Raw genomic sequence first — 24,248 nt, forward strand, 5'->3', positions numbered from 1 at the left:
TCGAAAACGACAGTACGGAGACAAGCAATGACCGACATCCTCACCGAACGTTCCGGCGGCATCCTGCGGGTCGAGCTCAATCGCCCGGAGAAGAAGAATGCGATGACCGGCGCCATGTACATGCAGTTGGCGAATATCCTGATCGGTGCCGCGGGGGACAGGGAAACCCGTGTCATCCTCTGGCATGGCGCGGGCGATGACTTCTGCGCCGGCAACGATGCAGGCGAGTTCCTCAACGCACCGCCTGGGCCGGGCGAAGCTCCGCAGACGCAACTGATGCGCGCCTTTGTAGGGTTCGAAAAGCCAATCGTCGCGGCGGTACAAGGCGCGGCGGTCGGCGGCGGAACCACAATGCTGACCCATTGTGACGTGGTCTACGCCGGCGAAGGCGCGCGGTTCCAGCTGCCCTTCATCAATCTGGCGCTGACGCCGGAGTTCGGATCTAGCTACTCGCTGCCGGCGCGCATTGGGCATCTCCGCGCCGCGGAACTGTTCCTGCTGGGAGAGCGGTTCAGCGCTGTGCGGGCGGCGGAGCTGGGTCTGGTGACCCGCGTTGTGCCTGACGATGGCTTGTTCGCCACGGCGATGGAGACGGCACAGAAGCTTGCAGCCAAACCAGGTGGCGCATTGCAGGCCAGCAAGCGGCTCCTCAAACGGGGTTTCATCGACCAGATCAAGGCGGCCATCGACGCGGAAGGACAGGAGTTCAGCGAGCGACTGCGCTCAGCCGAAGCCAAGGAAGCGCTGTCTGCCTTCCTTGAGAAGCGTCCACCCAATTTCACGAAGACATCGGCGGTGGCGGCTGAATAGGCGTTGCCGCCATCCGCGACATGAAAGGAACAGGTCATGAGCATATTAGAAGCTACCGAGGCAAAGACCATTTCGGGCGCGGCCCGCATGGGCCGGCTGTTCGTGCTGGAACTCAGCGGCGGTCGCATTCACGCGATGAATTCGGACGGCTCCGACCAAAGCGTCATCGTCACCGGCTGCCGGTTTCCCGACGGCATCGTGGTCGATGCTGAAGCCGGCCATATCTACTGGACCAACATGGGGACGCTCAAACTCAACGACGGCTCCATCGAGCGTGCCGATCTCGACGGGAGCAATCGTCGAATCATCATACCGAACGGCGTCACCCATACGCCAAAACAGCTTCAACTCGAGCAGCGCAGCGGCAAGCTCTATTGGTCCGACCGCGAAGGGATGCGGGTGATGCGTGCCAACCTCGACGGCACCGACGTCGAGACACTGGTTCAGACCGGGCAGGGCGAAGACGATCGAGGCGACGCGACAAGATGGTGCGTCGGCATTGCCGTGGACCCGATCCGGCGCCACGTCTACTGGACGCAAAAGGGTCCGGATAATGCGGGCCTCGGCAGAATTTTCCGGGCAGGCCTGGATTTTCCGAAAGGTGAGGACGGATTTAACCGCTCAGACATCCAGGTGCTGTTCGACGACCTACCCGAGCCAATCGACCTCGAACTCGATCTCGAAAACGGCTTCCTCTATTGGACCGATCGCGGCGATCCTCCCTTCGGCAACACCGTCAACCGGGCGCCGATCGAGCCGCCGGCTGGTCGCGGTCGCGCGCCAGAGATCCTGTTCGCCGGGCTGATGGAAGGCATCGGCATCGCCCTCGATGTTGCCGGCGACCGCATGTTCATCACCGATCTTGGCGGATCGGTCTATTCCGCCAGGCTCGACGGCACTGAGAGGCGGACGCTTCGCTATGCCCAGGGCAACCTCAGTGGCATTGCCTACGTCTGACCATTCCCAAGGAGATCAAACCATGTCCGACATCAAATCCATTCGTCAAGTCGCAGTCATCGGAACAGGCGTTATCGGCGCGAGCTGGACGGCGCTATTCCTGGCCAAAGGTCTCGACGTCGTCGCAACCGACGTCGCACCCAATGCTGAAGCCGCTTTGAGACGGTTTGTCGACACTGCGTGGCCGGCGCTCGAGAGGCTGGGGCTCGTTCCCGGCGCCTCGCCTCTGCGGCTCGTCTTTACCGCCGATCTGGCAGAGGCAGTGAAGAGCGCCGACCTCGTGCAGGAGAACGGGCCTGAGCGGCTCGATTTCAAGCAGAAACTCTACGGCCAGCTCGACGAATTGCTACCGTCCCACGTTATCATCGCTTCAAGCTCGTCGGGACTGCCGATGAGTCAGATCCAACTGGGCGCTCCGGCGCATCCCGAGCGCTGCGTCATCGGCCATCCGTTCAATCCGCCGCACCTGATGCCGCTGGTCGAGATCGTCGGCGGGGCAAAGACCTCGGAAGAGACGATCCGGCGGGCAGAAGAATTCTACACTTCGATAGGCAAGAAAACCGTGCGCATCAACAAGGAATTGCCGGGGCACGTCGCCAACCGTCTCCAGGGCGCGTTGGCGCGCGAGGTCTATTACCTTGTTGCCGAAGGCGTGCTGAGCGCAGCCGACGTCGATACGGCTCTGTCCTACGGGCCAGGTCTGCGCTGGGGCATCATGGGCAACATGATGCTCAACCATCTCGGCGGCGGCCAGGGCGGCATCGACCACTTCTTCGAGCAGTTCGCAGGCCCGATGACCGCTTCGTGGAAGTCTCTCGGCGCGCCGGTGCTGACGAAGGAGGTGCAGCAGAAGCTGATCGACAGCGTCCATGCCGAGATCGGATCGCGCACAGTGGCGGAGTTGGAGGCGGAACGCGACGAGCTGCTGCTCGGTCTGCTCGAATTGCGGACCAACGCCGCGGGAACAGCTGTCGCGCGCGCGGCTTAGGCTCAGTATCGGCAGCGGCCGCGATCACCGATCGCGGCCGCTCCTGCAATTTTGCTTCGCTAAACTACAGAGGATGCCGCCATGACGGGCAGGCTCATAGCAGGCGCCAACTCCGCATATCGGTATCCGCTGCTCATAAAGCAGCTGTGGCATACACCGCTCGTGCAGGCGCCGGATCAGGAGATCGTCTATCGCGACGTGAGGCGCTTCACCTATCGCCAGTTGCGTGAACGCATCGGGCGGCTCGCGTCCAGCCTCGCCGGGTTGGGTGTTGCAGCCGGCGACACTGTCGGCGTGCTCGACTGGGACAGCAATCGGTTTCTGGAAGCCTATTTTGCGGTTCCAATGATGGGCGCTGTCCTGCAAACCGTGAATGTGCGGCTGTCGCCGGAGCAGATCGCCTACACGATCGATCACGCAGGCTCGTCGGTGCTTCTCGTCAACGATGACTTCGTGCCGGTCCTGGAAAGTATCATCCAGCAACTGCCCAAGGTGAAGACGCTGATCCTGATGTCGGACCGAGCTGTCCCCCAGACAGGCGGCCTCGCCTTTGCTGGCGAATATGAGGGCCTGCTGGCCGGCGCCTCGGACGACTACGACTTCCCGGACTTCGACGAAAACACCCTCGCCACGACCTTTTATACGTCAGGGACGACGGGCAAGCCAAAAGGCGTATATTTCAGCCATCGACAGCTGGTGCTCCACACGCTCGCTCAAATGGCTTTCCTGGGCACCGCCACGAAACAGGGACGCTTCTGCCGCGACGACGTCTATATGCCGATGACCCCGATGTTTCATGCGCACTCGTGGGGATTGCCATGGATGGCAACGCTCAGCGGGGTGAAGCAAGTCTACCCGGGTCGGTACGATCCCCATTTGCTTCTCAAGCTGATCAAGACTGAAGGCGTTACGGTCACGCACGGCGTGCCGACGATCCTGCAAATGCTTCTCGGCGCCGCCACGGCGGCAAACACCGACCTTGCCGGATTGAAGATGGCTGTCGGGGGTTCGGAGCTGCCGAAGGCGCTCGCCAGGCAAGCCCTCGCTCTCGGCGTTGACGTCTATGCCGGCTATGGCATGTCCGAAACTGCTCCGCTGCTTTCTCTTGCGCAGGTCAGAACCGAAGACCTCACTGCGGATGTGGACAAACAGCTGGATATCCGAACCATGGCCGGCATCTCGGCACCGCTTGTCGACCTGCGCTTGGTCGACAGGAACCGGGATGAGGTGGCGCGCAACGGCAAAACCACCGGCGAAATCGTGGTGCGCGCACCGTGGCTCACGCAGGGCTACGTCGATGATCCGCAAGCGTCCGAGCAATTGTGGTCCGGTGGCTATCTGCATACCGGCGACATCGGCGTCATCGACGCCGGCGGCTATCTCCGTGTCGTCGACCGGATCAAGGATGTCATCAAGTCCGGCGGAGAATGGGTCTCATCGTTGCAAATCGAGGACCTCATTTCCCAGTGCGAGGGTGTATCTGAAGCTGCGGTGATCGGCATCAGGGACGAGAAATGGGGTGAGCGTCCCCTGGCTCTGGTCATCAGGAATGCCAAGACCGGTAGCGACCTCAACGACAAGCGGATAAAGGCGCATCTGAAGTCGTTTGCCGATTCAGGTGCGATCTCGAAGGTCGGCATTCCCGACAAGATATTGTTTGTCGATACACTTCCCCGGACCAGCGTCGGAAAGTTCGACAAGAAGCAACTCAGAGCGACCTATGGCAACATGGGGTAGTGCCTTTGAAATTGAGCCTATCCGTTTCCTGCCGCTGTGGAGCTTGGTGCCGGCTTGAAATCGCAGCCCGGGTGCGCGATTGTCGCCGCTTGGGGAGATAGGTCATCAATGCGCCGTACTGCAAAGGCTCAGCCTTTTGTGCCGACAGAGATTCATGTCAGTACGGTCGAGGATGATAATGGCCTTATAGGCGTCCTTACGATCCAGACAACGGAGGGCATTCTAGACTTGGCCCTTGATCGCACCACGGCAGATGCCGTTGCAAACGCCGTCGATGAAATTCGGTCGAAGTTGGCCCCTTGACCTAGACAAGAGAGCCCGGTTTGACACCGGGCTTTGGAGGTAATTTTTGGGAACACCGAACTTAGGAGTATCGCGCCCCTTCGGTCAGCCAAATTTGTATCACCATCATGACGGCTGCATGAAGCCACTAACTGTCGTCGGCCAAGCGTTCCGCGATAGCAAACGCCTGTAGGTTCTTGGTCTTGCCTTGGTCTTCTTCGGCGTTGGCGATGATAGAGAAGAATGCCGCACGGGCGATATCCTTTTTCGAGGCTTTCGGATGCTCTTTCCAAGTCGCCTTCATTAGCTGCTTTGGCGTCATCTCTGGTGTGACAACACGCATCAACGTGTCGGCAATCGCCTTCAATTCTCGTGCCTCCATGCCTCGAACTCCGAACTAATCCACCACAATTACCATAGCAGGGGTAAACACGACGGGGGACCGCTTTTAGAGCGGGATTGGCAGATATATATGTCCCGAATACAGGGAGGAACTGCATCATGAGTGACCGGATCCCGGCAGACCGTCTCTATCTGGACGATCTCCACGTCGGGCAGCGCTTTGTAAGCGCCTGCCATACGATCGATGAAACGCAGATCAAGGCTTTCGCCGCGCAATTCGATCCGCAGCCGTTTCATATGGATGCGAATGCAGCCGCGGGCACCTTGTTCAAGGGGCTGGCGGCAAGCGGCTGGCAGACCGCCGCCATCACAATGCGGCTGAATGTCGAGGGCGGTCTGCCGCTGGCTGGCGGGATCATAGGGGCAGGGGGCGAGATAGGTTGGCCGGCACCGACACGGCCAGGCGACGTCCTGCACGTGGAGAGCGAAGTCATCGAGATCGCGCCTTCCCGGTCAAAGCCAGATCGCGGCATCGCCACCATAGTCAGCCGAACGATCAACCAGCGTGGCGAGGTGGTTCAGAATCTCACGGCCAAGCTCGTGGTTCCGCGAAGGGCTGCAACCTAAGCGCTGCGGATCCCAAGCCGCAGCGGGTCATCGACCTCAGGCGACCCTCCAAAGCGACGGCACCCGATCCTTGGGACAATCTGTCGTGCCTCGGCATCAAGTCGAGCTACACTGCTTCACAGACCAATCCAAAAGTATCGCCGACACCATCGTGCAATGGATTTGCGGCCGCCGCCAGTCGATCTCTAGCGCATCCAATTGAGGAGATGTGTCATGAGCGATCCCCGGTCTAGCAACTCACGCGTCGCTGCAATCATCAGGACGACGAACGACATCAGCGTCACCCAGGCGCGGTGGATACTCATTCCGTTGTTCGGATTGTGGATCCTGGTTTCCGCCGCAAGCGTGATCCTCCAGTGAGGAAATGGACCCGGCCGTGAGCGCAACGACGACACAATTGCCCTTCGCTATCGCCGGATTTCCTCTCCGGTCGTGGGCTTTCGCCGTCCGCATCTGGGTGGCCTCGGTCGTTGCTTTGCTGGCGAGCTTCTGGCTTCAACTCGAGGCGCCGGCCTCAGCCATGCTCACCGTCATGATATTGGCCGAACCCACGCGTGGGCAGGCGCTGGAGAAGGCCGGATTTCGCCTGATCGCTACCCTCGTGGGCGTGGTTGCCTCGATTGCAATCGTCGGCTCGTTGTCGCAGACGCGCGATCTGCTCCTGGTGGCCTTCGCGCTGTGGATGGGCCTTTGCATCTATGCATGCGGCCTGCTCGACGGCTACCGCGCCTACGCCGCGGTGCTGTCGGGATATACCGTCGCGTTCATCGCCATACAGCAGATCGACAACCCGCAGGGGGTCTTTGAGGTAGCAACGGAGCGCGGTGCTGCCATTGCAGTTGGCGTGCTGTCGATCACCCTGGTGAATGATCTGCTGTTGGCTCCTGATCGTCATCCGCAGCTTGGGGCGCAGCTGGCTGCCCTGCACCAGCGTGTTCGAAACTACGCGCGGGCAGTCGTTCGTCGTGAGGTTACCGACGCGGTGGCAGTCGCTGCCCTGATCAGAGAGATCGTCACGCTGCGCCCAGACATATCGAGCCTGGCAGCTGAATCGAGCAGCGGTCCGGTGAGAAGCGCCGCGGCCCGCAGCGCTATGGTAGCGCTCGTGGCGGAACTGCAGGCGGCGCGCGCCTTGGCCGCCCTTCCGGCAAACTCGGGTACGGCATTGCGCGAACGGTGGGCCTCCTCGTTTGATTTCAGCTCCGGAGACCTTTCGGGAGTGTCATCCCACGATCAGCAAACCGACTCGCTCGACGCCGATCAAACGCCACTTCGGTGGGCGTTCGGCGAACTTATGCGGCGGGATGCAGAGGTTCAGATTCACCTTATGGCGCTGAAGTCCGTCGTCCGTCCACCATGGTCATGGCGCGCGCCCCTCTACCGGTCGCAGCGGATTGCGATAGAAAATGGAGTCCGGGCGGCAGCATGTGTTGCAGCAGCTTCCGTCTTTTTCGTGTTGGCCGGCTGGCCAAGCGCGAGCTCGGCGCTTTCCCTGGTTGCAGTCGCCCTCGGACTGGGTGCAACTACGCCTTCGCCGCGCATGTTTACAACGCTCGGGTTCATCGGCGTGCCGATCGCGGTCGCTCTGACTTTCGTCCTGGAGTTCGTCGTCCTCAACGGCGTTTCCGATTTTCCGCTGCTGGCGCTCGGCCTTGCCCCATTCCTGATCGGAGCCGCGCTCATGGCAACCTCGCCGAACCCGGTCTGGTCGGGTCTTGGAAAAGTGAACCTGATTTTCATCTCGGCGATATTCGCCGCAAGCAATCCGCAGACCTACAATCCGCAGGCATTCCTTTTCACCTCGCTGTTCACCTGTGCGGCGATAAGCGTGCTGCTCGCAACTCAGTATCTCATCCCGCCGGTATCGGACCGTCAGCGCAGGCGGTGGCTGCTCGCGTCGGCGAGGCATGATCTTCGTCAGCTGCTGGATCGTCCCGATCGGCGCTACGCACCCGAGGAGGCTGCATTCAGAGATGCCGTGCGGGTCGGGCAGATCGCCGCGGCCGGCCCGAACGAGGCGGAGTACCGCAGGTCGGTCGAGCACGCGCTGGCGTATTTCGATCAAGCCGCCGCAATCCGCTGTTCTGCAGCCAGGCTTGCCCAGCTGACGGATCGCGCCATGGCCGTATTGGTCGTGAACGCGCGCGCAGCTTTGGCCGAGCTCGATCCCCAGCTTATCCGCGTAGCCGCCGACGATCTGCGTGCCCGCGCCGAGACCGATCATGCCATCGCCGCCGCGCGTGCAGCGCTCGTCACTGCCAGTGCAATTGTCGAGCAGGCGCCCGCAGGCACCATCGATACTCAAGGAGCCAGGTTATGACGCATGATTTTCATGAGCTTGTGATCGGCGGGGTCATGTTCGCGCCATTCATCATCTACGCGGTCGCCGCGCTCGTCATCATTCTCGGGCTGCGGCCGATCCTGCACCTAGTCGGGTTCGCCAGCATCTTCAGCCATGTGTCGATCGCCGAATTCAGCCTTTATGTGGTCGTGCTTGGCGGCCTTGTGCTTCTCGCTTGAAGGAGACTGTTATGGACGCGCAACTCAAGGAAAAGTTTGTTGGCGAGGCGCTGCTAGCCCCGGAGCCTCCCGCTGCGCCGCCTTCGCAAACGGACAATGAGGAATTAAAAGCAGCCAACCTGAAGCTGGTTGCACCGGCTGCCCGGCAGGATGGTGCTCAGACAGGTTTCATACTCACGGACCAAGTGACCCGCCAACGGGCCTCGATGCTCCCGGCGCTGGCAGCGGTGGCGAAACGGCTGGCCACTCTGGCGCTGGCGTTTATCGCAGTGCTTGTTTCCCTCATCGCCTGGGACCACTACCTGGCCGCTCCATGGACACGCGACGGGCGCGTCCGCGTTCAGGTGGCAAGCGTCGCTCCTGAAGTTACCGGCCGGATCAAGGAATTGCGCGTTGCCGACAACCAGTTCGTGCGCAAGGGCGATGTTCTGTACGTGCTCGATCAGTTCGATTTCGATGTGGCCCTGCAGACGAGCAAAGCTGCGCTGCAGCAAAGGGCGGCGGATGTGCAGGTAAAGCAGCGGCAATCCGAACGACAGGGGAAATTGTCGAGCCTGGCGACCACCCCCGAACAGCAGCAGCTCTACGCCGGCAACGCAATCCAGGCTGAGGCCGCATTCGAAGCCGCGCAGTCCCAGGTCGCCCTGGCCGAGGTGAACCTGAAGCGCACCGAGATTCGCAGTCCGGTCAATGGATATGTGACGAACCTCCTGCTGCGCGCCGGCGATTATGCCCGCCAGGGCATCGCCAATGTGTCCGTCATAGATACCGACAGTTTCTGGATCGACGGATATTTCGAAGAGACCAAGATGGCGCGCGTCTGCACGGGCGCCCAGGTCGAGGCGAAGCTGATTGGCTACTCGGCGCCGATCATCGGACACGTCAGCACGATCACACGTGGTCTCAGCGTTTCCAACGCAGCCACTGGCGCTCAGGGGCTACCGAACGTGGATCCGATCTATACCTGGGTGCGGTTGGCTCAACGCGTTCCGGTTCGCATCGCGATAGACGAAGTGCCGCCCGGCGTACCGCTTGTCTCCGGCATGACGGCAACCGTGTCGGTCCTGGACCACTCCGCCGCCGAACATTCTACCTGGCTCGACAGCGCAAGTGCGAGTCTGTCCAACGTGTTCGACGGCCCCTCGGCGCGGCCCGACTGTATCCCAACGGAGACGGCCGACGGTGAGTTGGCGCAATCGGTGCCGGAATGGGAAGCACAGGCGACGCTTGAGCCGGACCAGATCAATCCCGGCCTGGCTTCCAGCATACAGGCGGCACCTCGCAAGGATTGACCTCGTGGCCGCCTGATTATGTCCGATTTCGGGAACCGGCAAATGCTAGTCGCACGCCCGATCTGAGGCTGCTGCGCGGCTGGCTTTATGGCATCCACTTTAACAATCGTCGGTGGAAGCTATATCAGCAAGCTTGGCCAATCTCAGCCGTGCAGATGGCTCTCCAGAGCCCTTCATCCGACGAGAGGACAAACGCGCCGAAGCGCTTCGGCAGCTCGGCGCCGAGATCATGCAAGGCAACCTGACGGATCTCGCCTCAATGCACCGTGCCATCGACGGTTCCAAGTGCATCTATTTTGGAATGAAGCCGCGCGATCGGGCTTCGCGAAACTTGCCCAGGTTGAGCAAAAGCTACACGGCGCCGATCGCACTCGCTGGCAACGTGAACTGAAAGATTGCACCCCGAGGTATGGCGGCACTGACCCAGAGCTTGCCATCATGAGCTGTGATGATCGTGCGGCAAATGGATAGACCCATCCCCAGCCCATCGGACTTGGTGGTGTAGAAAGCACCAAAGATCCGATCCTGGCTGGCGGGGTCCAGACCAGGACCCCTATCCTCGACGGCGACCAACAAGTCCGAGCCGGTTGTAGCCGTTCTGACAAGCAGCAGTCTTTGATCATCTTCAACCGCAGACATCGCGTCCATGGCATTCCTGACGAGGTTTAGCATCACTTGCTGAAGCTGAATGCGGTCGCCTTTTACCGCTGGTAGATCATCGGCCAAGTCCCAGCGCAAAGTGACGTGCATTTGCTGCAGCTCAGGCTTCGATAGGGCGATGACTTCCCGGATGGCCTCGTTGAGGTCAAGTAACTCGCGAGTGCCCTCGTGTTTAGAAAAAAGCCCTCGCAATCGCTGGATAATTTCGGAAGCGCGATTGGCGTCGCGGATAGTGCGTCGTGTCGTTTCACGCGCGCCGTCCACGTTTGGGGGAGCGGCGGCAAGCATCCGCAAGCCGGTGCCTGCATTCATGATTACGCCTGACAGAGGCTGGCTGATTTCATGAGCAATCGAGGCTGAGAGTTGCCCGAGCATGGTGACGCGGTTTGCGTGTGCCAATTCAATCTCTATTTCGTGGTATCGCCGCTCGCTTTCGCGGGCCTCTTTTTCCGCGCGCTTGCGATCACTTAGATCGAGAACGAATGAGACCCCCTGGTTCTCCGGTCCATCAAAGAGCGCAGTGCCCACCAACACCGGAATTCGGGTTCCATCCTTCCTGGTCAGCTCGGTTTCATAAGGTTCGACAAGGCCCGTCGATCTGATCTCCGAAATGCGCTGAGCGTCAATCTCTCGCCATTCGACAGGTATCAGGTCCGTCCAATTGACATGTGCTTCCGCGAGATCCTCCCGGTCATAGCCGACAATCCCAAGAAAGGCGTCGTTGGCATCAATGATTTGCTCTGCCAGCACGCCGATTGCGATGCCGACTATGTTCGAATCGACGAGGCGTCTCATCCGAGCTTCGCGTTCCCTCAGGTCATCGTAAAGCCGGCCGTTCTCAAGCGAAACGGCTGCCCCGGAGGCGACCAGTTTCAGAACACTGATCCGATCAGGCGTGAAGACGTCGGTGCTGAGATTGTTCTCGAGGTAGAGAACGCCGATAAGCCGGGTCTGCTTGAGCAACGGCAGGCAGAAGACGGATCGAGCCTGACACCGCCGTATATATTCGTCGCTAAGAAACCGCTCATCGGCGGACGCATCGTTCAGAAGTAAGCTTTCTTTTGTTCTGACGACATAATGAAAGATTGACTCGGGCAGGAGGGTTGCCGACACCCCAGCGGGCTTGACGCTCACCAGAACAGTGTTCTGATTAGTTGTTGCTTCAGCCTCAATCCGAAATCCTCCGCCGTGGGCAAGGATCAACAGTCCACGCTCGGCGCCGGCGTGCTCGATGGCGGTGCGCATCAGAGTGTCGAGCAGCCTTTCGAGGACGATCTCGGCGGAGATGGATTGCGAAACCTTCATCACGGTCGCCAGATCGAGTTGTTCCAGAGGGGCGCCAATGCTGCCGAGTGAAGGCTGAGAGATCGACGCCGTTCTCAAGTGAGGATGTATTTGATCGAGTTGCCGCACCTTGCCGTCGGCTCCCCAGCGCAGATAACATGAGCGCGCCTCCCGTAGATATGCGTTCGCGATCGTCGAAAAGCCGCGCGCAGCATAGGAGCGGGCCGCCAGTTCGTTAGCGAGCCCTTCGTGTTGAACGAAGCCCTGCTCTCGCGCCGAACGTATGGCCTCCTCATAAAGCTGCATCGCGTCGCTTTCGCGCCGTTCGAGCCGAGCCAATTCTGCGCCGAGCAAGGCTGCGCCATATGCGAAATTCCTCGGCCCGCCGAGTGACCAGTACGCGAATTTTCCCTGGTGAGCTCTCAGCCGGTTCAAGGCGTCATCCGCACCTGTCGCCGCCGTGGTATCGCAATTCCCCGCCCAGGCGAGACCGGCATAGAAGTGATACTCAGGCAGCTCCTGTTGAGCGGGTAGCGTCCAAAGAAGCAATTCCGCTTTCGATGCAGCCATTTCGGCGTCTGCGTAGTCGCCAGCATAGACCTTGAGCTGCAGCTTGCGGATCCAATACCGCGACGCTGCCACGGCGAGGCGGGGGTCACCTTCCAGATGCTGCTCGAAGATGTTCTCATCAAATTCGTCATCGTTAAACGAGCCCAGCTGTGCCGTCTGTCCCCGGAGCGCTCGGATCACCCCGAGTTGCGCCAGGATGACGTCGCTGATCAGACCGAACCTGACGCCTTGCACGAAGGCAAGCGCACTTTTCGCCTCGCGCTCCACCTCGTCGAGCGATTGTCCGGTTGCCAGAAGATTTGTGACCAGATCGACGCGGGCAAAGGACGCATTTTTGAGATCTCCAACCTCCACAGCGGCCTCGAAAGCGCTCCGAAACAACCTCTGGCAGGTTTCCAAAGGCTGCGTCCAGTGCGCAGTGAAAAGCGCAAATAAGTAGGAGATAGCTCCTCTTATACGATCAAATCTGTGCTTCTCGACCAAGTCCAAGGCAATCTGGCCGACACGAAAGCCGGCTAGAGATTTCTCGGCATCGAGACTCGGCACGCAACCAAGCAAAGCGTAGGCAATGCACGAGCCTTCCGTGTTGCCGTGGTCAAGGCTGAGGCCCACCATATGAATGATAATGAGGTGGAAGAGGTTGAGATCAGTAAACTGGGCAGCTGAAAGCATAGATGTGAGCACAATCATTGTCGCCCGCTGCTCTGGATCGCTCATCAATGGCAAGTAGAGCAGCGCCTCGACGGAAGAGCCCTCGATCTTGCTCCACAATCGATTGCATTCCTGCCTGATGTCCTCGGCCGTTGGACCGAGCGCCAATTGCGGTTGATGCCGACGCAGGTAGGCGAGGCCGACAGCGACGGCATCGTCGCTTCGATCCAAGATTATGTAGAGATTGACCAGCAAGTAGGCGACCGCAGCAGAGTCGATCGAAGTTTGAGCTTGACCTGATAGCGCCAAAAGACGCTGCTCCGCTTCTACGGATCGCCCACTCAAATGCTCGCATTCGGCAAGGTGGAGATCGAGGTCGAAGGTGAGCCTGTGATTGCGCTGCCATCCGTTTTTGCCCAGCAGGGCGCGGCCGACTTCGAGATACCGCAGAGCCGCGGCGAAAGCACTTGCCGCCTTTGCCCGCTTGCCCGCAACCAGGTTGAGTCCAGCGACCTGCTCACGCTCCTCGTCTTCGGCGATCAGCGCGGCCGCCTGATCGAACTGGTTGACAATGTCGAAGATTGCTTCGTCGCGCTTTCCTGGCGGCATTTGCGTTGTCAGCAGCCGGCCGATTGTCAAATGGATCTTGGCGCGTGACTTCTTCGGTATCAGCGCGTAGGCGGCCTCCTGCACCCGGTCGTGCGCAAACTTGTAGGTATCATCGAGGCGCTCGATCAATTGTTGGCAGAGCGCCTCCAGGAGAGCGGCGTGAACCCGGTCTTCAGACTTCTTCAAGACCATCGAGAGTGTCGCGACGTCGGCAACGTTGCCGAGGCAAGCGAGGCTCCGTAACGCATGTTGCGTATCGGGCGGCAGCCGCTTCAGCTTCGGGACGAGGAGGTCAACAACGTTGTCCGTGTACTGTTTGGCGTAGATGCCGGCGACGTCCCATGACCATCGTGCCCGCGCATAGTCAAATGCCAAGAGACCCTCGTCGGCCAGGACTTGAAGAAACTGGATCGCGAAGAACGGATTGCCGTTGGTCTTCGTGTACACCATATCGGTCAGGGCAGCGGACTCCTCCTGTTCACAATGCAGCGAGTCCGCGACGAGTCTTCCCAAGTCCTCGACTGTCAGTGGATCCAACTTGATGTCGTGCACACTCCCGGTTTTCCGAATTGCCTCGAGCCTATGCATGAGCGGGTGTGCTGCCGTGACTTCGTTGTCGCGGTAGGCACCAATGACGAGGAGATTTCGCAGGTCGGACCGGATCAACAGCTCTTCCAGCAGGTCGAGCGTCGCCGCGTCCAGCCATTGCAGATCATCAAGGAAAAGCGCCAGAGGGCGGCCCGGCTGGGCGAAGACCCGGACAAACTGGCGAAGGACCAATTGGAAACGCTGTTGCTTGTCCTGTGGCGGAAGCTCGGGAAGGGGCGGCGTCTCCCCGATAATGAGCTTTACTTCGGGTACGAGGTTGACAATCAACGCGGCGTCCGCCCCCAGTGCCTTCTGAAGCGCGTTGCGCCAAGGCGCAAGCTCGGCTTCGCTCTTGCCGAGCAGGGGCCGAACCAGGCTTTGAAAGGCCTGCGCCAGCGTGGAGTAGGGAATATTGCGTTTGTACTGATCGAACTTGCCGGAAGCGAAAAAGCCGCGCGACTGTGCTAGAACCGGTCGCAGTTCGTTGACGACCGAGGATTTCCCCACGCCGGAATAGCCGGAAACAAGCACCAATTCCGGAGCGCCGCCTTTGACCACGCGATCGAAAGAAGTGAGCAGCGTCTCGACCTCCTTTCGCCGTCCGTAGAGTTTCTCGCGAACTACGAGGCGGGCGGATGTGTCGTGCCCGCCAAGTGGAAAGTCGTCGATTCGACCGTGCGCGATCCATTCAGTCCAGCATCGGCGAAGGTCGTTTTCGAGGCCGGCGGCGGTCTGATAGCGATCTTCGGCCTCCTTTGCGAGCAGCTTCATGACGATCGCTGAAAGGACGCCGGGAATTTCCTTCAGCCGCTCGGCAGGTGCAATCGGCCGCCTTGCTAAATGGCAGTGAACCCACTCCATGGAATCCACGGCCACAAACGGCAAAATTCCTGTGAGCATTCGGTAAAACGTGACACCGAGTGCGTAGAGGTCGCTACGGGAGTCGATTGAGCGGTTCATCCACCCCGTTTGCTCAGGCGCCATGTAGGCAAGCGTGCCGTCGATTGTTTCGGGAGGCCTGCGCTCGCGCACCAAACGTGAGGCGATACCGAAACCGGTCAGCCACACATCGTCCGTGGCAACATTGACGAAAATGTTTGCTGGTTTGATGTCCTTGTGGATCAGAGTGCGCTGGTGTAGTTTGCCGACAGCCACCGTAATTGCGGTGGCGAGGTTGAGGAAGCGTCTAACCTCCATTGGTGTGCTGAGCAGCATGTCGAGTGGTTCGCCGTCAACATTTTCAAGCACCAAGATGGTCTGCCCTGCGCCATGGACGAGGTCCAACGGCCGCAGCGCCCAAGATTCATCGAGTTGGTCTTTGAGTTCGTATTCGTGGCTGAACCGTTCGAGGATTGATCGAGACGGGTGTTCGACGGCAGGTACGACGATCAGAACGGCACGCCGTTCGCCCTGCTCATCCAGTCGCCAATCACGGCAGACAACCCGTTCACCGTCCTCCCACAAGACCTGAGAGGTGGCGCTGGAATAGCCTGTGGTCTGCGAATAAGCCACTAGTTGCCAGACTCCGCCAGCTTTGAGATTACCGCGAGGGTCCATGATATTCAAGGGTCGGCCACAGCAGCCAACGACCCTGAGCAGGCGAGGTGCAGAAGAGGCTTGTGGCTGTCAAACTTTATCACGACCGGGAGGAGGAGGAAAGCGATGAGGGTCGACGTCTATGAACGGTTGATGAGAATTCAGGCGAGCCGCCGCCGCGTCTTGAAGGGTGCCGCAGGGGCCGCCGCTCTTGCCGCCGGATCGTCGTCGGGAGTGCCCGGAACGGTTTCGCGCTTGTTCGCGAATGAAAACCTGCGTGCGCAGATCCTGAAGATTCCTGGAGTGGGACACGGCGAGCCGACCGACGCCGATTGGCAAAAGGTCGGCGAGTTATGCCTCGAAGGCACAAAGGCTACCGTCGCCGAAGGCGAGTTCGCCGGCATCGAGTTGACCTTTATGGGTCTTAACAATGAACAGAAACACAACTTCCTTTTTCGCGGCTTCCTCGCGCCCTGGGAGACGTATACTGGCGCGAGGATCAAATGGATCGACCTCGCGCAGGCCGATTACAATCCACGTCTGCAGCAGTCCATCGCTACCGGCACAATCGACTTCGACATCCTCGAGATGGGTGCGCCACTGGAGGGAGACACTGCCGGCAAGGGCCTTCTCGACGAGATGCCCGACTGGGTGGCGAAGCAGATCGACGCCGATGACCTTGTCGGCTACTTAAAGCCTCCGGTCGGAACTTGGAACGGAAAAACTTACCGCGTCACCATCGATGGCGATTGCCACACCTTCGCTTACCGTACCGACTATCTGGGCAACGGATCGATAAGCGGTATGTTAGAGCCCCCGAACACGTGGGCGAAGGTGAAGGCCTTCTCCGAGGCCCTCAAGGGGAAGAAGGATCCGCTTACAGGGCTCGACGCCTACGGTTTCCTCGATCCGCTGAAGTTCCAATGGGGCGGATTCGGCTACTACTTCCTGGCCGACCGTGCCGCGGCTTACGCCAAGCATCCGGGTGATCCTGCGTGGCTCTTCGAGCCCGACACCATGAAGCCGCGCATCAACAACCCGGCGTGGGTGCGGGCGATCCAAGATGTGATGGACATGATGCCGGATCAGCCGCCGGACCAAGTGAACGCCGATCCGAACACCACAATGTCTCAACAGTTCCTTGCAGGCACTGGCGGAGCGCTGTGCTGGTGGGGCGACGTCGGCCCGTATGCCCGCACATCGGAGACGTCGGTCGTCGGCGGTGTCGTCGGCTTCTCGATCAACCCTGGCGCTGACGAGGTGTACAATTCCAGAGCCGGCGCGTGGGAAAAGCCGGCGAGCCCGAACTTCGCACCGAATATGGCCTATCTCGGCTGGGGCATCTACATCACCAACCGTGTCTCGAGCAATGAGATGAAGCGCAAGGCGGCATGGTCGGCAGCGGCGCATCTCGGCGGCAAGGACATTTCGCTCTGGATGGCCGCCTATCCGTCCGGCTTCCAGCCCTATCGCAATTCGCACTTCAACTATGACGAATGGGTGGCGGCGGGGTATGACCGCGACTACATCGAGGATTATCTCGGCTCGAACGCGGATAGCTACAATCATCCCAACGCCGCGATCGAGCCGCGCATCCCCGGCATTTTCCAATACTACTCGATCTTCGAGGACGAGCTGGTGAAGGGCATTTCGGGCCAGTACGCTTCCGCTCAGGAGACGGCCGACACGATCGCCGCCGCCTGGGAGAAGATCACGGACCAGATCGGTCGCGACGATCAGATTAAGCTGTATAAAGCGTCGCTTGGCATGTAGCCGCCCAGCGCCTGGACTGATTCCGGTCTGGACCCTGAAAGGAGGCGACTATGTCGTCCGCCAAGGAGCCTGCGTGTGCCGGCCCTTCGCTCTAGAAGGCATGTGCACAGATTACGACTCTCAAACGGCTTATAGGGGGTATGAATCCTGACTTGCTCGCGCCCTGAGCAACAGGCATTTCTGCGCCCTCATCCACGCGTTGGGCTTCCGCGCGGAACTTCGACATCCGGCGACAACTGCTACCGCCATGTCTAACTGACTTCGCTAATACCAAGGTATCGTCAACACCATCGGACAATCGATCGAGGGCGCGCTCGGCTGCATTTTCGTGACTGCCGAGGCGATCCAGTCTCGCGAGCAGGCAGCGTCGTTGCGCAATGAAGGAATCGTCCACCATGCACGCAATTCGAAAACTTCGTGAGTCAGGCCACGCCACCGTAGCTGACTATGAAGAACTTCTAACTGCAAATGTCGTTTTTCACAGTCCGGTACTGATACGGACCGCAGAAGGTCGCTCGGTGGTTGCAAAGATCTTCGCGGCGTCGACGACGCTGCGAGACGGTGCCTATATCGGTGAGTGGAAACTGGACGACCGACGAACCCTGTTGAGATGGAAGGGAACAATTCAGGGTCACGAGCTGGAAAGTTTCGATATTATCGAAGAAAATGACGAGGGACTCATCGTCGATCGCACGGTGGCTTTTCGTCCAATGCCCGCAGCGAAACTTTTTCGGGATGCCATGCGGGCTGCTATCGGAAACTCGGTTCCAGACGATTTCTGGGAATATCCAAACTAGAACTTCAGTGCATCGGCGAGGCCGCCCGCTGCGATGTCGGCCGGTTTGGGAAGCCGAATTGCGGATCATGCGACCTTGCGTTTCGCTATTGGCGCCACATAGCGACACAGTTCGCGGCGAAGACGCCAAGTTCGGCGAGCAATTCGGCGGCACGAGGGGCGCTTCGCGGCGCAAGAACTCTAGCAGTCTCGCTCCTGCGCAGCGATTTCTCGTATCCAGCTTCGCAGGATTTCTGCAGCGGGCGAAAGCGTGCGGTTATCGTTCCAGGTTAGATAGTAGCTGCCTGGCGCAGGGAGCTCGAGTTCGGTCAGTCTGACCAGTTTGCCTTCCTCGATCTGTGACTTCACGAGGTGATGCCAGCCCACGGCAACGCCCTGGTCGGCCTGAGCCGCCTGCATGGCTACAAAGAATTTGCCGAAACGGCGGCCGCGGCTCGGACCGTGGGGCACGGCCGCACGACGCAATACCTCGTCCCAGCCCGCCCAGTTCGGATCAACCCAGTCAACATTCAGCAACGGAAGATCCGGCAAGGATGCTGTCGTCGCGTCCCGATGCACTTTGGCAAACTCCGCGCCGCAGACTGGATAGATGGTTTCGCTGAAAAGAAGCTCGGCATTCTCGTCAGGCCACGAGCCGAATCCGTATCGGATGCGCAACTCCACCTCGGCCCTTCGATAGTCGCGCGGATTGTCGGAAATCAGATGATCGACCGCAATCTCGCCGTACCGTGTCCAGAAATCGGGCATGCGCGGTATCAGCCACATTGTAGCAAAGGCGTCAGAACAGGCGAGCGTGACATTCTTGGAGCGATCGCCGCGCTTGACGGTGCGCACAATTTCGGCTGCGCGCGAAAAGCCGCTCGCCAGAACGCCATAAAGTTCCTCGCCGGCGCTCGTCAGCATCACCCCTGAGCCCAGCCTCACAAACAACTGAACGCCAAGTTCGTCCTCGACCGCCTTGACCTGCCTGCTGACCGCTCCGGGAGTCACGTTCAGCTCTCCTGCCGCCAGTTTGAATGACAAGTGCCTGGCGGAAGCTTCGAAGACGGCCAGAGCTGTCAGGGAAGGCAGGTCATAGTATCGGCGAACCATCTTGGGCTCCAAACATTCCAAAACCGAGCCGCGCAGCGATTTCGGCAAGACGTAGGCGAGACGTCGACACGACGTAGCGATCTTTGCCATGCATACACCAGATCGCACCTTCCGAAAGCTGGCGCCGTCGGGACTGCAGGTATTTTCACGCTGAACATGCTGACCGTCGCAACTCATTAAAGGCGAGAGTTCTGCAGGGGGTGTTACGGGCCAGCTTTCAGTGATGAGCTGCGTTTCTCCTGACGATGGTGATCCATCGCGAGCGACGTGGCGAAGCCACGGACTTCCGCAGATAAGTCAACCCGCGCGTGAGACTTTTGCAGTAGGTCAAATCGGCGGGTTGCAGCAATAGTCGCGCGCGGTCCGGCTGCGGCCCGCATTGTTGTATCTTTTTGGAGGCCCGCATGACCGTAGACGCGCAACTCTCTCGAAGGGGAGGGCGCGATGCGCGCCGGATTATTCGGACCGCGCCCAAAGTGGAGATGCTGCCGACGCTCAAGCGCGGGCTACCCGTAGTCGAGCCCATGGATGCAGAGCAGGTAGAACGTATTCACGAAGCGTCGCTGGCGATCCTGGAAGAGGTAGGGGTGGTGTTCCGCGACCCGATCGCTCTTGAGGACTGGAAGAGAGCAGGCGCCGACGTTCGCGGTGAGCGAGTCTATCTGGATCGCGCGTTGGTGATGGAGCTGATCAAAACAATCCCGCCCGACATTGAGTATTTCGCTCGCAACCCGGCGAAAAACGTCCAGCTGGGAGGTCCGAATTCGATCTTCGTGCCGATGACCGGCGCGCCTTACATGCGCGATCTTGACGACGTGCGTCGCGGCCCGACCATTGCGGACCTGGGAACCTTCCACAAGCTGGCGCACATGATGCCGGCGCTGCACTCATCGGCGCACCACATCGTCGAGCCGATGGATATCGTCGTAGCGCACCGACATCTGCACATCACCTACTCGTCGATGAAGCATTCCGACAAGATTTTCATGGGCATGACCACCTCGCCCAAGAACGCCGAGGACGTGCTCGACATGTGCGAGATTCTCTTTGGCAAAGGCTTCATGGAAACGCATGCGGTCACGACCGGAAACTGCAACGGCAATTCTCCGCTCGTGTGGGACCAGGTCATGCTCGGCGCCATGCGGGCGTTCTGCCGGCGCAACCAGCCAGTGCTGTGCTCGCCATTCGTGCTGGGCGGCGCAAACACGCCCGCGTCGACGGCGGCTGCGGTGGCGCAGCTCAATGCCGAGGCACTGTCGGCACTCGCCTACACCCAAGTGATCCGCAAGGGCTGCCCGGCCATCTACGGGCATTACCTGTCGACGGTCTCCATGCAGTCCGGCGCCCCGATGGCTGGAACGCCCGAGATATCGCTGATGAACTTCATGATCGGCCAGATGGCGCGACGTTACAACGTCCCGTGGCGCACATCGAACCTGCTCGGCGGCGCCAAGATTTTCGATGCGCAGGCCGGCTACGAAAGCGCCATGACAATGATGGCGGTGCTGATGTCCGGCGCCAACTACATCTGGCACTCGGCGGGCTGGAACGAAGCCGGGATGCATTGTTCCATCGCGAAGTTCGTCGTCGATGCCGAGGTTTGTGCCATGGGCTATCGCATGACCCAAGGTATCCACTGGGATGATTTCGACGAGGCCTTGGCCGCCATCCGTGACGTTGGACCCGGTGGCCACTATCTCGGCCATCCGCATACCCAGGCCAACTTCGAACGCGCATTTTTCATACCAAAACTGTTCGACAACAATTCGATCGAGCAATGGAAGGTCGACGGCTCAAAGGACATCAAGCAAAGGGCGCTCGACCACGCGAAGCACCTCCTGGGAGAGTACCAGGAGCCCACGCTGGACCAGGCCAAAGCTGAAGAACTGCGCGCTTACATCGATCGACGTTCGCGCGAGATCCCGGCTGTCGATGCGCTCAACGAAGATCATTGAGCGACACCATGCGCATCAACAGAATCAATATCTACACGGTCCAGCTTCCCACCAAGGGTGGCGCCTATAAGATGGCGAGCACCGAAGTCCACTCATTGGACAGCACCCTTGTCGAGGTCGTGACGGATGACGGCATCACGGGATGGGGCGAAACCTGCCCCGTCGGACCAGTCTATCAACCCCATCACGCGCTGGGCGCTCGGGCGGCGATAGCGGAGATCGCGCCGGGCCTGATTGGAGAGTCGACCCAGTCGCCGCGACATCTTGCCAAGCGGATGGATGAGAGACTGAATGGGCACAACTATGCCAAGGCCGCGTTCGACATAGCGTTCCTCGACCTCATTGGCCAGCGTCTTGGTGTGCCGGTGTCGACGCTGCTGGGCGGAGCACTTACAGACCGCGTGCCGTCTTACTACTCCCTGATTGTGGGCTCTCCAGACGAAACTGCGCGTATCGCGGCAGACAAGGTCAGAGCGGGCTACCCGCGTATCCAGATCAAGATTGGAGGTCGCAACCTGGAGAAGGACGCGGCAACGGCGCATAAGGTCTGGGAAGCTGTGGGCCTCAAGGCAAGCATCGTTGTGGACGGCAATCGTGGCATGTCCGTTGCGTCTGCGCTGCAATTGGATCGGCTTTGCCAAAACATCCCATGTGTGTTCGAGCAGCCCTGCAACAGCATGGAAGAGGTCGCGACTCTGCGGGGAAGGTTTACCCATCCCATCTATCTGGACGAGAACACCGAAGATCTGAATGCAGTATTGCGGGCCATCTCATCCGGCATCGCCGATGGTTTTGGCTTCAAAGTCACTCGCCTAGGCGGACTGACCAAAATGATGACCGCTCGCGACATGTGTGCGATCCGGTCGCTGCCGCACAGCTGCGACGACGCTTGGGGCGGCGACATTATAGCAGCCGCCTGCGTTCATCTTGCTTCCACGGTCGAGCCACGTCGCTTTGAAGGGGCGTGGATCGCGCAAGAATACATCGATGGGCACTACGACAATACGAACCCTGTAGTCATAGAAAACGGTTATATCGCCGTGCCGCAGCGATCGGGCCTCGGGGTCAAGCCAGAAGCCGGCGTCTTTGGCGTCCCGGTAGCGAGCTATGGTTGCTGATGAACGCTCCGGCCCGCATCCACGAAACCAGCAGCCCCGTCCACCTTGACGCTGCGCTTCAGGAGTCGGGGGAGCCGCATGAAATTGCCGTGCTCGTGTTGCAGGGATTTTCCCATCTGGCGCTTCACGCCTATATCGAGCCCTTCCGCATAGCCAACACGGTTTCCCGACTTCCTCTCTTCCGCTGGCGGATTGCTGGGATCGACGGCCAAGCGGTCTTGGGCGCCAACGGGCTTTCGATACCGGTGGACGTGACAGTCAAGGAATTGACAGCGGGCGGGTCCAACAGCTGCAGGCTGAACCAGTTCGCCATCGTGGCGGGGGAACCGGTCGACAATCAGATGACGCCTCAGCTGAACACGTTCCTCCGGCTTCTGGCGCGGCGCGGGGTATCGATATCGGCGGTGGGCACGGCGACGTGGCTGCTCGCCCAGACGGGCCTGCTCACGGATACCCGTTGTACCATTCATTGGTCACGCCTCGCGGCTTTCTCCGAGATTTTTCACAAGCCACGCATCCGTGATTCCCTGTTCGTCAGGGATGGCCAATATTCAAGCTGCGCCGGTGAATTGGCGGCCTTCGACCTCGCGGTGGATCTCATCGCCAGTCACGCGGGCGCCTACATCGCCCAGGAAGTGTGCCGTCATGCCACGGTAGAGGGCCAGCGATCCGGTTCGAACCGCCAGACGGGTCCTTCAGGTCTGGCGTTTGCAGGCGTCTGCGACAAGCTGGCGATGGCAATGCGCATCATGGAAGAGAATGTCGAAATTCCGCTTTTGATGGGTGATATTGCGGATCGGGTTGGAATTTCCCGCCGGCAGCTTGAACGCCTGTTCGCAACTCACATAAATCAGCCACCTGCTCGTCACTACCTCCGGATCAGGATCGACCAAGCCAAGCGCCTGATCGAAGGCACGCGAATGCCCATCATAGACATAGCCGTTGCCTGCGGGTTTATGTCGGCGTCACATTTTGCCAAATGCTTCCGCATCGTCAATGGCCTTTCGCCGCAGGAGTGCCGGGCAATGGTGCCAGTTTGGGTCGGGCCGGGACTAGGGTGAAAAGCCCAGCTGCAGCGAAAGCTTCGTCTCGCCGGCAAGTTTTTTCGTCCGACTAGGACGGGTGCCTGACAGAATAGGTTGAGGAGAATTTGATGAAATTCGAAGGGATATATACACCCGTCATCACGCCACATCGTGACGACGGTTCAATTGATCGCGAGGCGTTCGTCAAAATTGTCGAGCACCTGATAGCGTCAGGTGTGCACGGCATCATCATCGGCGGGTCGACGGGCGAATACTATGCGCAGTCAATGGACGAGCGCGTCGAAATGGCCAAGTTCGCCAAGGAAATCATTGGCGATCGCGTGTCTCTTACCATCGGCACAGTCGCTATCCGTCTGCCGGACTCGATCCTGATGGCCGAGACGGCGGCCAAGATCGGCGCTTCGGCCATTCTCGTCGGATCGCCGCCCTATTCTGTACCCACAGAGCGCGAAAACGCCCTGAATGCCTTGGCGATCGACCGGGCAGCGGATCTCCCGATCATGCTCTACAACTACCCGGGCCGCATGGGGATCAACATGGGCGAGGATTTCCTCGACCGCGTCGCCCGCAGCCGCAATTTCTGCGCCATCAAGGAGAGCTCCGGCGATATCAACCGGGTACATCTGCTCGCCCGCGACTACCCGCACATCCAGATGTCCTGCGGAATGGACGACCAGGCCTTGGAGTTCTTTGCCTGGGGAGCGGGCAGTTGGGTCTGCGGGGGCTCGAACTTCCTGCCGAAGGAACATCTCGCGCTTTACCGCGCATGTGCGGTCGAGGGCAATTTCACCAAGGGGCGTCGCATCATGTCCGCCCTGATGCCTTTGATGCGCGTGCTGGAGCAGGGGGGGAAATTCATTCAATGCATCAAGCACGGCTGCGAAATGGGCGGGTTCCATGCCGGCCCCCCACGGCCACCGCTTAAGGGATTGAACAAGGACGATAGGCGCCAACTGGAACAGGTTGTGCGGGTTCTGAAGCGCACGATTGCGGACATTGAAGCGGAGGCATGAGC

At 59.9% G+C, this 24,248-nt stretch carries 18 protein-coding genes; 15 read left to right on the forward strand and 3 right to left on the reverse strand.

Annotated features, from left to right (window positions below):
* The first annotated feature begins 27 nt into the window (after positions 1–27).
* The 4 genes from AC1D1L_RS05175 to AC1D1L_RS05190 all read left to right on the forward strand — a co-directional run bounded on the left by AC1D1L_RS05175 (position 28) and on the right by AC1D1L_RS05190 (position 4,492).
* Positions 28–810: an enoyl-CoA hydratase gene (locus tag AC1D1L_RS05175; protein ID WP_477339350.1), complete on the forward strand. Its 783-nt coding sequence runs from the start codon at positions 28–30 to the stop codon at positions 808–810.
* A 36-nt stretch (positions 811–846) separates the two neighbouring features.
* Entirely contained in the window at positions 847–1,767 is a 921-nt protein-coding gene (locus AC1D1L_RS05180) for an SMP-30/gluconolactonase/LRE family protein (RefSeq protein ID WP_477339352.1), read from the forward strand.
* A gap of 22 nt (positions 1,768–1,789) precedes the next feature.
* Positions 1,790–2,755: a 3-hydroxyacyl-CoA dehydrogenase NAD-binding domain-containing protein gene (locus AC1D1L_RS05185; protein ID WP_477339354.1), complete on the forward strand. Its 966-nt coding sequence runs from the start codon at positions 1,790–1,792 to the stop codon at positions 2,753–2,755.
* 81 nt (positions 2,756–2,836) lie between these two features.
* A complete protein-coding gene (locus tag AC1D1L_RS05190; protein ID WP_477339356.1) occupies positions 2,837–4,492 on the forward strand; it encodes a fatty acid--CoA ligase in 1,656 nt (551 codons plus the stop codon).
* Between the two features lie 430 nt (positions 4,493–4,922).
* Here AC1D1L_RS05190 and AC1D1L_RS05195 read toward each other — a convergent pair whose 3' ends face one another.
* Positions 4,923–5,156, reverse strand: a complete 234-nt coding sequence (locus AC1D1L_RS05195; protein ID WP_477339358.1) for a hypothetical protein — start codon at positions 5,154–5,156, stop codon at positions 4,923–4,925.
* A 119-nt stretch (positions 5,157–5,275) separates the two neighbouring features.
* On the opposite strand from AC1D1L_RS05195, the gene AC1D1L_RS05200 reads away from it, so the two are divergent.
* From AC1D1L_RS05200 to AC1D1L_RS05220, 5 genes are all read left to right on the forward strand, one after another.
* Positions 5,276–5,743, forward strand: a complete 468-nt coding sequence (locus AC1D1L_RS05200; protein ID WP_477339360.1) for a MaoC family dehydratase — start codon at positions 5,276–5,278, stop codon at positions 5,741–5,743.
* Positions 5,744–5,956: 213 nt separating this feature from the next.
* Positions 5,957–6,103, forward strand: a complete 147-nt coding sequence (locus AC1D1L_RS05205; protein ID WP_477339362.1) for a hypothetical protein — start codon at positions 5,957–5,959, stop codon at positions 6,101–6,103.
* Positions 6,104–6,119: 16 nt separating this feature from the next.
* Positions 6,120–8,063 carry an FUSC family protein gene (locus AC1D1L_RS05210; protein ID WP_477339364.1) on the forward strand — a complete coding sequence of 648 codons (1,944 nt, stop codon included), beginning with the start codon at positions 6,120–6,122 and terminating at the stop codon, positions 8,061–8,063.
* Positions 8,060–8,263, forward strand: a complete 204-nt coding sequence (locus AC1D1L_RS05215; protein WP_477339366.1) for a DUF1656 domain-containing protein — start codon at positions 8,060–8,062, stop codon at positions 8,261–8,263. The genes AC1D1L_RS05210 and AC1D1L_RS05215 overlap by 4 nt, the downstream gene beginning before the upstream one ends.
* Positions 8,264–8,274: 11 nt before the next feature.
* A complete protein-coding gene (locus AC1D1L_RS05220; protein ID WP_477339368.1) occupies positions 8,275–9,555 on the forward strand; it encodes an HlyD family secretion protein in 1,281 nt (426 codons plus the stop codon).
* Between the two features lie 351 nt (positions 9,556–9,906).
* Here the strand turns inward: AC1D1L_RS05220 and AC1D1L_RS05225 are convergent, their stop codons facing one another.
* Positions 9,907–15,429 carry a trifunctional serine/threonine-protein kinase/ATP-binding protein/sensor histidine kinase gene (locus tag AC1D1L_RS05225; RefSeq protein WP_477339370.1) on the reverse strand — a complete coding sequence of 1,841 codons (5,523 nt, stop codon included), beginning with the start codon at positions 15,427–15,429 and terminating at the stop codon, positions 9,907–9,909.
* A gap of 150 nt (positions 15,430–15,579) precedes the next feature.
* Here AC1D1L_RS05225 and AC1D1L_RS05230 point away from each other — a divergent pair, with 150 nt between their 5' ends.
* Together AC1D1L_RS05230 and AC1D1L_RS05235 are read left to right on the forward strand one after the other, a co-directional pair.
* Complete coding sequence (locus AC1D1L_RS05230) at positions 15,580–17,226, forward strand: type 2 periplasmic-binding domain-containing protein (protein WP_477339372.1); 1,647 nt, start codon at positions 15,580–15,582, stop codon at positions 17,224–17,226.
* 377 nt (positions 17,227–17,603) lie between these two features.
* Positions 17,604–18,023, forward strand: coding sequence for a hypothetical protein (locus AC1D1L_RS05235; RefSeq protein WP_477339374.1), 420 nt, complete (start codon positions 17,604–17,606; stop codon positions 18,021–18,023).
* 179 nt (positions 18,024–18,202) lie between these two features.
* Here AC1D1L_RS05235 and AC1D1L_RS05240 read toward each other — a convergent pair whose 3' ends face one another.
* Positions 18,203–19,204 (reverse strand): LysR substrate-binding domain-containing protein, encoded by a 1,002-nt coding sequence (locus tag AC1D1L_RS05240; protein ID WP_477339376.1) that lies wholly within the window; start codon positions 19,202–19,204, stop codon positions 18,203–18,205.
* 314 nt (positions 19,205–19,518) lie between these two features.
* Here AC1D1L_RS05240 and AC1D1L_RS05245 point away from each other — a divergent pair, with 314 nt between their 5' ends.
* The 4 genes from AC1D1L_RS05245 to AC1D1L_RS05260 all read left to right on the forward strand — a co-directional run bounded on the left by AC1D1L_RS05245 (position 19,519) and on the right by AC1D1L_RS05260 (position 24,246).
* Entirely contained in the window at positions 19,519–21,069 is a 1,551-nt protein-coding gene (locus tag AC1D1L_RS05245; protein WP_477339378.1) for a trimethylamine methyltransferase family protein, read from the forward strand.
* Entirely contained in the window at positions 21,066–22,187 is a 1,122-nt protein-coding gene (locus AC1D1L_RS05250) for a mandelate racemase/muconate lactonizing enzyme family protein (protein WP_477339380.1), read from the forward strand. Before AC1D1L_RS05245 ends, AC1D1L_RS05250 begins: the two co-directional genes overlap by 4 nt.
* Entirely contained in the window at positions 22,187–23,248 is a 1,062-nt protein-coding gene (locus AC1D1L_RS05255) for a GlxA family transcriptional regulator (protein ID WP_477339382.1), read from the forward strand. The genes AC1D1L_RS05250 and AC1D1L_RS05255 overlap by 1 nt, the downstream gene beginning before the upstream one ends.
* 92 nt (positions 23,249–23,340) lie before the next feature.
* A complete protein-coding gene (locus AC1D1L_RS05260) occupies positions 23,341–24,246 on the forward strand; it encodes a dihydrodipicolinate synthase family protein (protein ID WP_477339384.1) in 906 nt (301 codons plus the stop codon).
* Positions 24,247–24,248 lie beyond the last annotated feature (2 nt).

The sequence above is a fragment of the Mesorhizobium sp. P2_D6 genome, assembly GCF_056404315.1.